Annotated in this window: 8 protein-coding genes; 2 read left to right on the plus strand and 6 right to left on the minus strand. The window is 59.2% G+C overall.

The window, feature by feature from the left end; genetic code table 11:
• Nucleotides 1-72 precede the first annotated feature (72 nt).
• The 4 genes from IB250_RS08325 to IB250_RS08340 form a co-directional block, all read right to left on the minus strand.
• Nucleotides 73-1,791: a hydrogenase maturation protein gene (locus IB250_RS08325; protein ID WP_192343732.1), complete on the minus strand. Its 1,719-nt coding sequence runs from the start codon at nucleotides 1,789-1,791 to the stop codon at nucleotides 73-75.
• A 282-nt stretch (nucleotides 1,792-2,073) separates the two neighbouring features.
• A complete protein-coding gene (locus IB250_RS08330; RefSeq protein ID WP_192343811.1) occupies nucleotides 2,074-3,921 on the minus strand; it encodes an amidohydrolase in 1,848 nt (615 codons plus the stop codon).
• Nucleotides 3,922-4,225: 304 nt separating this feature from the next.
• A complete protein-coding gene (locus IB250_RS08335) occupies nucleotides 4,226-4,540 on the minus strand; it encodes an SCP2 sterol-binding domain-containing protein (RefSeq protein WP_123495039.1) in 315 nt (104 codons plus the stop codon).
• A gap of 64 nt (nucleotides 4,541-4,604) precedes the next feature.
• Complete coding sequence (locus tag IB250_RS08340; RefSeq protein WP_192343733.1) at nucleotides 4,605-5,315, minus strand: histidine phosphatase family protein; 711 nt, start codon at nucleotides 5,313-5,315, stop codon at nucleotides 4,605-4,607.
• 202 nt (nucleotides 5,316-5,517) lie between these two features.
• On the opposite strand from IB250_RS08340, the gene sohB reads away from it, so the two are divergent.
• Both sohB and IB250_RS08350 read left to right on the plus strand, forming a co-directional pair.
• Nucleotides 5,518-6,540: a protease SohB gene (sohB, locus tag IB250_RS08345; RefSeq protein ID WP_192343734.1), complete on the plus strand. Its 1,023-nt coding sequence runs from the start codon at nucleotides 5,518-5,520 to the stop codon at nucleotides 6,538-6,540.
• A 190-nt stretch (nucleotides 6,541-6,730) separates the two neighbouring features.
• Nucleotides 6,731-10,672 (plus strand): dermonecrotic toxin domain-containing protein, encoded by a 3,942-nt coding sequence (locus IB250_RS08350; RefSeq protein WP_192343735.1) that lies wholly within the window; start codon nucleotides 6,731-6,733, stop codon nucleotides 10,670-10,672.
• Between the two features lie 44 nt (nucleotides 10,673-10,716).
• Here IB250_RS08350 and IB250_RS08355 read toward each other — a convergent pair whose 3' ends face one another.
• On the minus strand, nucleotides 10,717-11,211 hold the full coding sequence (locus IB250_RS08355) for a DUF934 domain-containing protein (RefSeq protein ID WP_063340169.1): 495 nt from the start codon (nucleotides 11,209-11,211) through the stop codon (nucleotides 10,717-10,719).
• On the minus strand, nucleotides 11,195-12,853 hold the full coding sequence (locus tag IB250_RS08360) for a nitrite/sulfite reductase (protein WP_192343736.1): 1,659 nt from the start codon (nucleotides 12,851-12,853) through the stop codon (nucleotides 11,195-11,197). Before IB250_RS08360 ends, IB250_RS08355 begins: the two co-directional genes overlap by 17 nt.
• Nucleotides 12,854-13,046: the final 193 nt, after the last annotated feature.

The raw sequence follows: 13,046 nt of genomic DNA on the forward strand, positions 1-13,046 counted from the left end.
AAATCTATGCCCAACACCCATTCAATGTGGGAGCGGGCTTGCTCGCGAAGAGGCCCTGTCAGGCACCGCAAATTAATCGGTTAACTCGATTTCCTGAACAGTGGCCCACTGCGCCACCAACCGCTGCGGCGTGCCACACACCCTACGCTTGAACACAAAATTTCGGCATTTCTCGGCAAATTGTTTGCGGTTCTGCACCATGTCCAGCTGCATCTCTTCCAGCTCGGCATTGCGACAGTGCTGCGCCAGTTGAGTCTCGAGCTGGCTTTTGCGTTCACGCACCGCCTGATACGCCGGATCACTCAACGCACCATTGGCCCGCTGCAACAACCACAAACCAAACTCGTCGGGGCAGCGCGGGCCGATTTCCTGGATCATGCCCAGTTGCAAGGCTTGGGAGGCGCTGATCGGCAGACAGTCTTCAGTGAGTTTTTTCGCCATTGCCTGGCCGACGACGCGGGGCAGGCTGTAGGTCCAATACTCGGAGCCGTACAGGCCCATGGTTTTGTAATGGGGATTGAGCACGATGTCGGATCGGGCGAAGACGATGTCGGCCGCCAGCGCCAGCATCACGCCGCCGGCCCCGGCATTCCCGGTCAAGCCGCTGACCACCAGTTGCCGGGCACTGAGCAGTTCCTGGCAGACATCATCGATCGCCTGAATATTGGCCCAGGCTTCCAGTCCCGGAACCGCTGCGGCCTGGATCACGTTGAGGTGCACGCCATTGGAGAAACTGCCGCGCCCACCCTTGATCAGCAGCACCTGGGTGTCCCGGGACTTGGCCCAGCGCAGGGCCTCCACCAGTCGCTGGCACTGTTCGGTGCTCATCGCGCCGTTATAAAACTCGAAGGTCAGCTCACCGACATGCCCCGATTCGCGATAGCGGAGCGGTTGATAGCTTTCATTGCTGAAGGGCTGGGAGGCGATCGACCAATCAAGGGTAGGTACTTGCGCCAGCTGTTCGGCGAGCACATGCCGGGCCGGGCGCTTGAAGGTTTCTTCACCGGGCTGGGGTTTATGTCGCAACGAACCGATCCACAGACTGATATCGCCGGTCGCCACCAGCACCGCATCGTCATGCACCGCGAGAATCTCCCCCGGCGTGCCGCTGCGTGAATCCAGGTGAGCGTCGTACAGGTAATACTGACCGCCGGCCAGGCTCGCCAATACGCCGGGTTGGCCGTCGGCAGCGTCGATGCTGCGTTTGATGAAGTGAGAGCTGTTGTGCCAGCTAAAGGATCGGTCGGCTTGCTTCATGTTCGGCTGCAAGCGGCCAATCACGTGGCGCTGGTTGTAATCCAAGGGCACCGGCACGAAACCGTCGATGAATTTTTCCACCACTTCGCGGATGCAAGAGATTGCCGCATCGCTGACGCGCCCGTTGTACAACTCGGATTTGCGCAGGCCTTGGGGCAAATTGAATTCACAGGTGGCCCAGACCGGCCCCGCATCCATTTCCTCCACCGCTTGCAACGCGGTCACGCCCCAGCGGCTGAGTTCACGGGTTATCGCCCAGTCCAGCGCACTGGCGCCACGGTCGCCGACAATGCCCGGATGAATGATCACCACGGGACGCTGACGGTTGCTCCACAACTGTTGCGGTACCCGATCCTTGAGGAACGGGCAGATCACCAGATCGGCGCCGGAGTGTTCGATTTGCTCGCATACCGCCTCTTCATCGGTGAACAGCACCACGCTGGGCGAATGACCGGCGTGACGCAAGTCCAGCCAGGCCCGCTGGGTCAGGCCGTTGAACGCTGACGCCAGCAGAATGATTTTCAATGACCGCACGATTGACTCTTCCTTGAGAATGACGGGCCGCAGGCTCCCAATGAGCCGTCCGTGGCCTTCGATGGAAGCGTGATAGTAGTGATTGCGAGGGGGGGAGCAACTGATCGAGGTCAAGCTTGTGTCAGTGGGTGTTACGGGACAGAAGGTTGAACAGCGATTCAATGTGGGAGCGGGCTTGCTCGCGAAGACGGTTCAACATTCAACAGTGATGTTGACTGTCAGTCCGCTTTCGCGAGCAAGCCCGCTCCCACATTAGATGGATGGTGTTTGGAAATATTTTGTTCAAAACGCAAAACACGAACAGCCAAACGCCCCCCAGAACCCTTGGAAGTCACTGACCGGCGCCGACGACAACCGCGCCCGCTCATGGCTGTGGGCATGCACCGCGCAAGCGCCCACGCATTGATGAACCTGAGTCGTCAGCGGCGCCAGGGGTTTCCAGTGCCCCGGTACATTCACCACCGGCGACCACTCAGGCACTACCGGGATAGGCGCAGGCCCCAGTTTTTCGAACTCGACGCTGCCGTAGACGATCTTGCCGTCGACAATGGTCAGCACCGACTCGATCCATTTGATGGCTTCGTCTTCGATGTGAAAGTAGTCCGCCGACAGCGCAATCAGGTCCGCCAGTTGCCCGACCTTGATCTGGCCTTTCTTGCCTTGTTCGGAGGAAAACCAGGCGCTGCCGTGGGTGAACAGTTCCAGCGCCGTATCACGGCTCAAACCTTGCGGGTACAGCGCCAGCCCGCCGACGGTGCGGCCACTGACCAGCCAGTACAGGGAGGTCCAGGGGTTGTAGCTGGAGACTCGCGTGGCATCGGTGCCGGCGCCCACCGGCACACCCTCGGCCAGCATGCGTGCGATCGGTGGTGTCGCTTCGGCAGCCTTCGCGCCGTAACGGTCGACAAAGTACTCGCCCTGGAACGCCATGCGGTCCTGGATGGCGATGCCGCCACCGAGCGCTTTGACCCGCTCAATGTTCCGTGGGCTGATGGTTTCGGCGTGATCGAAGAACCATGGCAAACCGTCGAACGGAATATCCCGGTTGACCTTCTCGAACACGTCGAGCATGCGGCTGATGGATTCGTTGTAGGTGGCATGCAGGCGGAAGGGCCAACGCTGTTCCACCAGATGCCGCACCACCGGCTCCAGCTCCTGCTCCATGGTCTGCGGCAAGTCTGGGCGAGGTTCGAGGAAGTCTTCGAAATCGGCTGCCGAGAACACCAGCATTTCCCCGGCACCGTTGTGCCGCAGGAAGTCATCGCCCTGACCGTAATGGGAGCTGCTGGTCCAGTTTTTGAAATCGGTCAGCTCTTCCTTGGGTTTTTGGGTGAACAGGTTGTAGGCAATGCGCACTGTGAGCTGTTGGTCTTTGGCCAGTTGCTGGATGACTTGATAATCGTCTGGGTAATTCTGATAACCGCCGCCGGCATCGATGGCGCTGGTGACGCCCAGCCGATTGAGTTCACGCATGAACTGGCGGGTCGAGTTGACTTGATACTCCAGCGGTAATTTCGGTCCTTTGGCCAGGGTCGAGTAGAGGATCATTGCATTGGGTCGGGCGATCAGCATGCCGGTGGGGTCGCCATTGGCATCGCGCTGGATCTCGCCGCCCGGCGGGTTTGGCGTGTCGCGGGTATAGCCGACCACTTTCAACGCCGCGCGATTGAGCAGGGCGCGATCATAAAGATGCAGAACGAATACCGGGGTGTCCGGCGCGGCCTTGTTCAGTTCTTCAATCGTCGGCAGGCGCTTCTCGGCAAACTGGAACTCGTTCCAGCCACCGACCACCCGCACCCATTGCGGCGTTGGCGTGCGATCGGCCTGATCCTTGAGCATGCGCAAGGCATCGGCCAGAGACGGCACGCCTTCCCAGCGCAGCTCAAGGTTGTAGTTCAGGCCGCCACGGATCAAGTGCAGGTGAGAGTCGTTGAGACCGGGAATCACCGTGCGGCCATGCAGGTCGATGATTTGGCTGCCGGGGCCTTGCAGGGCCATGGCCTGGGCGTCGCTGCCGACCACCACGAAGCGTCCGTCCTTGATCGCGACGGCACTGGCCTGGGGTTTCTTGCGGTCAACGGTGTGCAGGCGTCCGTTGTACAAAATCAGGTCGGCTGGGGTATCGGGCATGGCTTTACTCCCTGCGAATAGTGGGCTGACCCAGGCACCGACGGCGCCTGCCGAGAGGCCTTGCAGTACACGGCGACGGCTGAAGTCGTTGTGCTCGTCAGGTGGGCTCATGGCAGCGCTCTCCACAAAGTTCTTCACAAAGAAGCGGGGATCAACAGCCGATGTCTGACGCATGCGGCCAGAAGGAATATAGTCGGCAAATCCACAGATAGCCGTTTCCGAGGGCGAAAAACGACGAATCCCGCCACGAGGGGCGGGATTCGTTTGCAGCCAGACGTACTCCCGAAAGACGGGAGCGGCGTGCTTAGCCCGGGAACAGCTCGGACAGTTTCATGGCCAGCATCATGTCGCCTTCAGCGCGCAGTTTGCCGCCCATGAACGCTTGCATGCCGTCGGTCGAACCGTCGACGATGCCTTGCAGGGTTTCGCCGTCCATGACCAGCGTCACCTGGGCGTCCGGGTTCTCGCCTTCTTGCAGTTCGCAGGTGCCGTCTTTGACGATCAGCGAGAAGTTCTTGGTGTCGTCGATGCGAAAACCGAATACCAGGTCCAGACCGGCAGCAGCGGCTGGGTTGAACTTGGCTTTCATTGCTTGTACGGCATCAGCTACGGAGGTCATGGTTCGATCCTTTCTTGGGTAATAAGAGCTGGGTGATTACAGCCAGGGTCACAATAATCCGGACTCAGCGAAACGTGATGAGTTCCGGGGTCTTCAACAGTTGCAGGTGTGCATGACTGTTGAAGGAAGCCAGGGCCACCTCGCGCCCGCGAAACTTAAGCAGGTTGAGCGAGGTGTTGACGATTTGCCAGTTCAGTTCAAAGGCCTGCTTTGCGGGCATTTGCGTAATGAGGTGGAGCAGGGCAGTGATAGTGCCGCCGGAGGTGAACACAGCGATTTTCTGGGTATTGTCGGCTTGTTCGAGCAATCGATGCAGACCGCTCTGTACGCGTTCGACGAAGCCCAGCCAGCTTTCCAGTCCCGGTGTGTCGTAGGTACCGGCAAGCCAGCGTTCGATGATCAGGGCGAAGATGCGTTGGAACTCCGCACGGTTTTGTGCCGCGTTGCGCAGGATATCCAGCGCGTGGGGCTCGTCCTCCAACATGGCCGGCAGCAGGGCGCGGATCACTGCGTCGGCATCGAATTCATTGAAAGCGGAATCGATTTCCAGGGCAGGCACCGGCATACCGACGGCCGCAAACTGTTCCAGCGCACTGTTGGCGGTGTGTTGTTGGCGGCGCAGGTCGCCCGACAGGCAGCGATCGAAGCTGACACCGAGTTCGGCCAGGTGCTGACCGAGGAGTTCTGCCTGGCGAATACCGGTCGGCGACAGGACGTCATAGTCGTCTGCACCAAAGGAGGCCTGGCCATGTCGAATCAAGTAGATGCTGCCCACGTCCGCGTCATCCCGGTACGTTGAAGGTTTGGCGAGGTTATGAGGATGGCGGTGAGCTGTCAATGAAAAAACATACGCTTGTTTGAAATGCCTGTTACAGGCCTGTTGCCAGAGGTTTCACGGCTGGCCGTCGGGCCAGCGGATGGGTATGCTGGAGGTATCCCGCGCGTGTTTACCCCGCGCATTGATTGAAGGAGTCCCTGTGGAGCTTTTGTTCGAGTACGCCATTTTTCTGGCCAAGACCGTGACTCTGGTGATCGCCATTCTGGTGGTCCTGGCCAGTTTTGCGGCGTTGCGCAGCAAAGGTCGGCGCAAGTCGGCCGGTCAGCTGCAGGTCAGCAAACTCAATGATTTCTACAAAGGGCTGCGCGAACGCCTGGAGCAAACCTTGCTCGACAAGGATCAGCTCAAGGCCTTGCGCAAGTCCCAGGCTAAAACCGATAAAAAGCAAAAGAAGAAACCCGAGGCCAAACCACGGGTGTTCGTGCTGGATTTCGATGGTGACATCAGGGCGTCGGCCACTGAGAGCCTGCGCCACGAAATCACCGCGCTGCTGACCCTCGCCACGCCCAAGGATGAAGTGGTGCTGCGCCTGGAAAGCGGCGGCGGCATGGTCCACAGCTATGGCCTGGCGTCTTCGCAACTGGCGCGGATTCGTGAAGCCGGCGTGCCGTTGACCGTGTGCATCGACAAGGTCGCGGCCAGCGGCGGCTACATGATGGCGTGCATCGGCGAGAAGATTATCAGTGCGCCGTTCGCGATCCTCGGCTCGATCGGTGTGGTGGCGCAGTTGCCCAACGTCAATCGCCTGTTGAAAAAGCACGACATCGACTTCGAAGTACTGACGGCCGGTGAGTACAAGCGCACCCTGACGGTATTCGGCGAAAACACCGAGAAAGGCCGGGAGAAATTCCAGGAGGACCTGGACATCACCCACCAGCTGTTCAAGAACTTCGTTTCCCGCTATCGCCCGCAATTGGCCATCGACGAAGTGGCCACCGGTGAAATCTGGCTGGGCATTGCGGCGCTCGACAAGCAACTGGTGGATGAACTCAAGACCAGCGATGAATACCTTGCCGAACGCGCCAAGCAGTCTGAGCTCTATCACTTGCATTACGCCGAACGCAAAAGCCTGCAGGAGCGCATCGGTATCGCGGCCAGCGGTTCGGTCGATCGTGTATTACTGAGCTGGTGGAGCCGCTTGACCCAGCAGCGCTTCTGGTAAGCCTCTGGCAGGCGTCTCCGGAAAAATCAAACCGCGGATTTCCGCGGTTTTTTTTCGTCCGGCATTTAAGACCGTTCACTTTCCTGCGGACTCTGCGAAACGTCCTAACTGGCCTGTCGATCATTCCGACTTACGCTTGAGTTGGGGCCGGATATTCTGGTGACTCCCAATAGTTTGCAATGGAATGCACATGAATGATCACGCCCATGGCGACGCCCCAACGCGCAATGTCCTGATGCGTAACGAACTGAAGGCTGCGGTGGAGACCGCACTTGTGCAAACTCCCGCTCAGTTTGGTGAGCGCTTGATCAAGGAGAAGTGGGGAGCCGACATTGATCCGCAGACAGCCCTGCTGGTAACGCTCGACTATAACTACCATGGGCATCCTCCTGAGAACGGTGTCCACCAGGGGCAGGTGGGAAGTTCTCGCACCCTGATCCAGGCACTGCTTGGCAATTATCAGACGGTGGGCGACGGGCGCTTCGGCGAAACCGCGTTTGGGCTGTACACACCGCCCGACATCGGGCCGTCGGTGCGCATTGTCGAGAAGGTCGATGAGTTTGCCTATGTGGGCAACGGCAACCATGACACCTATGAAGGGATTTACCGCGCGACGGTTCCGCAATCCTATGGCCCGCACACGCAAATCAATCTGCGGCCTGCCGATTTCAAGCAGTGGGTCTGGGGGTTGTTTCTTTCCCGTCGATACCAGACTTATCTTGATCAGGCCTGGCCGTCGGACGCGGTCATTGCTGCTCCCGGTCCTTATGCCATGAGGACATCGGTCAAGGCGGCTTTCGTCATGGCGGTCCGGTTGCAATATCAAGAACGGTGCCTGTCCCGGAAGGGACTGGAACTCGCCATGCAAGCCGCCGGGTTGCCTGCCGCGCAGACTTGGGAAACGCTGACAATCGAGCAACTGCAAGCGCCTACAAGGATGCCTTCGAGCGTCGAGGCGAGTCGGTTGAAACTGTACCGTTATACGGCAACCGATATCTGGTGTTTTCGAGCGCGATCAGGCGCCAGGGTGCTGCTGTACATCCCCGGCAATTCTTCACCGCTGCACGAATTCACCGATAGCCGGCAGTTGCGTCAATGGATCGTGGCTCAGGGCAGGGAGGCCGATACGAAACAGGCACTGGCGGCTCACTTTTGCGAAGAGGATCGCGAGGACGGCACCTTTCATGCGGGGGTACTGACCGCGCTGGAGGGCATGGCGGTTTATCCCAGGATGCACAAGCTGACGAAGAATGCCGGGTTCTTCAACGATGATGGACATTGGGATCCGGACGACTACATCAATTTTGATCGCTCACCCAGCGCATCCGACCCTTTTGCGCAGTTGGTGAGTTCCATGAAGCAGGCCGCCCAGGACAGCGTCAAGACCATCCGCGACGATGCCCAGGTCAACCGTGACAATCTGAGCGCTTTCGTCGAGCCGATCGTGCAATGGATCAACCGGTTCGGGCCATTGGCGTTGTTTGTGCCCGGAGGTGAGGGATTGTTGGTGCTGGCCGGGCTTATTGACGCCGGTTACGGTCTGGATGAGGCCATCGAGGGGAAAACGGCCAGTGAGCGTTCTGAAGGCGTGACGCGAACCGTGTTCGGCTTGCTCAATGCACTGCCGATGGCCGGGGCTGGCGCTTCGTTAAAAGGCGAAGGCGCCGAGGCCGCCGCGCTGGCCAGGGCCGAGCACGGGGCCGAGGAGCCCGCTGTGCAGCTCGATGGTATGCCGGTGGACGCTCCACCCGTTCATGTCGCCCCTCTGGCGTCGGCCGCGCAGATGCCGACCCGTCTGAGCCTGCTTCGAGGGATCGGCACCCCGGTGGACGCCTTCAGCGACGAAGTGCTGGCGCAAATCGGCAAGGTCAGCGCCGTTGATGACGATCTGCTGCGAATGATGCAGGCCGGTCGTCAACCTACGCCTGTGTTGGCCGACACTATCAGTCGCTTCAAAATCGATCAGGACGTCATGAAGGCCATCGACAAAGCGCAGGCTGACGGGAACGAGGCATTGCAGGCCCGGCGAGTGGAGTTATTCAACGCTCGCTATCAGGCGCTCCAGCACTCGGAGCATGAATGGGTCCGATTGTTTCAACAGCAATATCCCGGCCTGCCGAAAAGTGCGGTGGAGCAGATGCTTGATCGCTGTGGCATAGCGTTCACAGAGACGCCGGATGCGATCGAGATCAAGGGGGTATTCAGGCAACTGGATGGCAAGGCCCGTCAGTATCAGCAGCATGTGAGGCTGACCCGTGCTTACGAAGGCCTTTATCTACGATCCGTGGCCCATTCCGATTCGGACACGCTGGCCTTGCATTCGCTGAGAAACTTGCCCGGATGGCCAAAAGGTCTGCGAATCGAGGTGCTAGACGGCTCGCTGCAAGGTCGGGTGCTGGATCGTTGCGGTTCGCTTGATGCGGCTGATTGTCGTCGCTTGATCAAAATCGGCGACCACTATCAATACGTTGATGTGGTCGCCCAGGCCATCGCGCGCACGGACTTTTACGGGGCCGTCATCGGTGTGTTGTCCGCGGATGAGCGGGCGGCGCTGCAGTTGCAGTCGCTGAACCCGGCCAACGAACTGAAGCTCAACCTTCGCGACCGGGCGCTATCGCGCGCCGAGTTCGGCCTCGGCCTGGGCAGAATGGACGGGGGGCTGCCTTTTGAAATGCAGGGCTTGAGGGGCGGCGGCTTTCCGACGACCCTCCAGGCTGCGGCGTTGAGCCACGAGACGATGAGACTGCAAGTCAAGGACCTCTATCCCGACTTCGGCAACGCGCAGGCCGATGAATGGCTGCAACATGCCGGAGCAAGCGCTCAATCACGCCTCGATGGTCTGAAGCAACAGTCTGAGCAATTGAGTACGGATTTGACCAGTTGGATCGACCGGTCCCTGCAGGATGTCGATGACATGGACATCGACTTACTGGCCGCTGGCGACGAGGACGCTGTGGGCATGACTCATGCGCAAATCGCGGAGCATAACGTCGCGCTGGTGCAGCACACGATGGAACTCGAGCGCGACACCCGGATAGAACTGGCTGACGAGCTGATCTCAATCTGGCAAAAGTGTCCGCCGCAGGCCAATCGCCTTTATTCCGGCGAAGCGTTAGCGGGATACAAACTGGATCTGGAGTTCGAGGACTACCACCGCTTGCCGATCATGAACATCAAGTTCAACGAGGTGATCGAGTTGTCGATGCGCGGATTTCAGCTGACGGAGCGTGAGAGCCTGAACGGGTTCCTGGAGTCTTTCCCCAATCTGCGGGTATTGAATCTGGAGAAAGTCGATCTGCGGCTATCTAACGCCATGGGGGAGCTGGAGAGTGTTTTGCCGCCTGCAATCGCGCGAATGAGCCATCTCACAACGCTGAATCTGAAAGACACGTTTCTCAAATTCAGGGAGAACACGGCGTCGCAACTGAGTGACTTGATTAACTTGCAATCACTGGACCTGAGTGAAAACCCCCTGAGTGTTTCGCCTGTGTTGTTAGGGATGGACAACCTGCGCGAGGTGAATTTGAGGAAAACAGGGATCAGTACGTGCCCGATCGGGATTAGGGACGAGCCCTACCTGACGTCGCTGGACCTGCGTGACAACCGGATCACCCGGGTTCCGTCGGCGGTGTTGAGCCAGGCCATTGTTCGGGGGCGAGTGCAGCTTTGGGGCAACCCGTTAACGGACGAAGACACATTGCGGCGCCTGATCAGCCATCGACAGCGCACAGGGATCAACCTGTGGTTGAACGCGCCGGGTCCCGGTTATGGCAATCCAGAGGCGTGGTTACAACCGGGGGAAGAAGCGCTGCAGCAGGTCAGGCGAACGATCTGGCAGCAATTGGCGGTCAAGCCGTCAGGCAGTCGTTTCCTGAGGCTCATCGATGGGCTCAGCCTGACGGCGGACTTTCAGGTCGAGTATATGGCGTTGCAAGCGAGGGTCTGGCAACTGTTGAGCGAGGCGCAGGCATCGGACGAGTTGTGGAACTGGCTGAACCGGGTGGTCGAGGCCACAGAGGTCGATGCTGAAAATCCGTTGGGGATTTTCATGTCGCTGGAGGATCGGGCCAGGCTCTACCGCGATTGGGTAGCGATGGGGCGGCCCTTTCCGGTGATCACCGAGCAGGCCTAGAAGAGGATGGCCTTGAACCCCGCAAAGGGTTCAAGGCCAGGACATCAACGGCGACGGAACAGCGGCAGCGGTTCGTCGGTGGCGGCCTGATAGGTCACCGAGAAGTCCTTGAGGCCTTCAAGGGCTTCGTACGGGTCTTTATCGGCGCGAATCGCAAACGCGTCAAAACCGCAGCGGTGCAGGTAGAACAACTGGTCGCGCAGCACATCGCCGATCGCCCGCAGTTCGCCTTTGAAACCATAACGGTCACGCAGCAAGCGAGCATTGGAGTAGTTGCGTCCATCGGTGAAGGCCGGGAAATTCAAGGCGATGACCTGGAAATTATCCACGTCTTCACCGATTTCTTCGGCTTCTTCATCGGCATCCAGCCACACACCCAAGCCGCCATCGCGGGCCTTGAGCATACGGCTGTGTTCGCGCCACAGCTGCAACGGGACGATCAGGTCGTCGCAGTTGCTGATCTCGTCGATATTGAAATCTTTCGGCAGCAAGTGCCAGGTTTCGTCGACGACTTCGTTGTTCTTAATTATTCGCTGCATAGACGCGCTCCTTGAAGAGGTCGATGCCGATACGCTGATAGGTGTCGATGAAGCGTTCGTCTTCGGTACGTTGTTCGATGTACACGTCGATCAGCTTCTCGATCACGTCAGGCATGGCTTCCTGTGCGAAGGACGGGCCGAGGATCTTGCCCAGGCTTGCATCGCGACTGGCGCTGCCACCCAGGGACACCTGGTAGAACTCTTCGCCTTTCTTGTCGACCCCGAGAATGCCGATGTGGCCGACGTGGTGGTGACCACAGGCGTTCATGCACCCGGAGATGTTCAGGTCCAGCTCGCCAATGTCGAACAGGTAGTCCAGGTCGTCGAAACGGCGCTGGATCGACTCGGCGATCGGGATCGACTTGGCGTTGGCCAGCGAGCAGAAATCACCGCCCGGGCAGCAGATGATGTCGGTCAGCAAGCCAATGTTCGGCGTGGCGAAACCTTGCTCGCGCAACTCGCCCCACATCGCGAACAGTTGGGACTGTTCAACGTCGGCCAGAATAATGTTCTGCTCGTGGGAAGTGCGCAGCTGACCGAAGCTGTAACGATCGGCCAGGTCGGCAACGGCGTCGAGCTGCTTGTCGGTGATGTCGCCCGGTGCAACACCGGTCGGCTTCAGGGACAGGGTCACGGCCACATAACCCGGCTTTTTGTGGGCCAGGGTATTGCGGGTGCGCCAGCGCGCGAAGCCCGGGTGTTCTTTATCGAGTTCGGCCAACGCCAAGGTCTGGTTGTCCAGCGCCTTGTACTCCGGATCAACGAAGTGTTTGGCCACGCGATGCACTTCGGCCTCGGTCAGCGTGGTCTGGCCACCGCGAAGGTGTTCCATTTCCGCATCGACTTTCTGCGCGAACACTTCAGGTGTCAGGGCCTTGACCAGAATCTTGATCCGCGCCTTGTATTTGTTGTCGCGACGGCCGTAGCGGTTGTAAACCCGCAGGATGGCGTCGAGATAGCTCAGCAAGTCCTGCCACGGCAGGAACTCGTTGATGAACGCGCCCACCACCGGCGTACGGCCCAGGCCGCCACCGACCAGCACACGGAAACCCAGTTCGCCTGCGGCGTTGTGCACTGGCTCAAGGCCAATGTCATGGACTTCAATGGCCGCACGGTCGGACGTCGAACCGTTGATGGCGATTTTGAATTTACGCGGCAGGTAGGCGAATTCCGGGTGGAACGTGGTCCACTGGCGGACGATTTCGCACCATGGACGCGGGTCGATCAATTCGTCGGCCGCGACACCGGCGAACTGGTCGGTGGTGACGTTGCGCAGGCAGTTGCCGCTGGTCTGGATCGCATGCATCTGCACGGTCGCCAGTTCAGCGAGGATGTCCGGGATATCTTCCAGGGCCGGCCAGTTGAACTGCACGTTTTGCCGGGTACTGATGTGGGCGTAGCCCTTGTCGTAGTCGCGGGCAATTTTGGCCATCATTCGCGTCTGGCGCGAAGTCAGTTGGCCATAAGGCACCGCCACCCGCAGCATCGGGGCAAAGCGCTGGATGTAAAGGCCATTTTGCAGGCGCAGGGGGCGGAATTCTTCTTCGCTCAGCTCGCCTGCCAGATAGCGTCGGGTCTGATCACGGAACTGCTTGACGCGGTCCTCGATGATCCGCTGATCGTACTCGTCGTATACGTACATATAAGTCCTGTTCTCAGGCTTGGGCCGGTTGGATATAGCTGCGTTTTCGCTAGCTTTCATCCGATACAGCCTCGGCAATTCTGCGCGCACGGCCGCGCACTCCCAACGGAGCCGACGCAAGATACCAGTTTGCAGTTATGCGCAAAAGTGATGTTTGAGTATATGCAAAGAACCAAAACGACTAATGAAACTC

The sequence above is a fragment of the Pseudomonas sp. PDM09 genome (assembly GCF_014852305.1).
Classification (GTDB): Bacteria; Pseudomonadota; Gammaproteobacteria; order Pseudomonadales; family Pseudomonadaceae; genus Aquipseudomonas.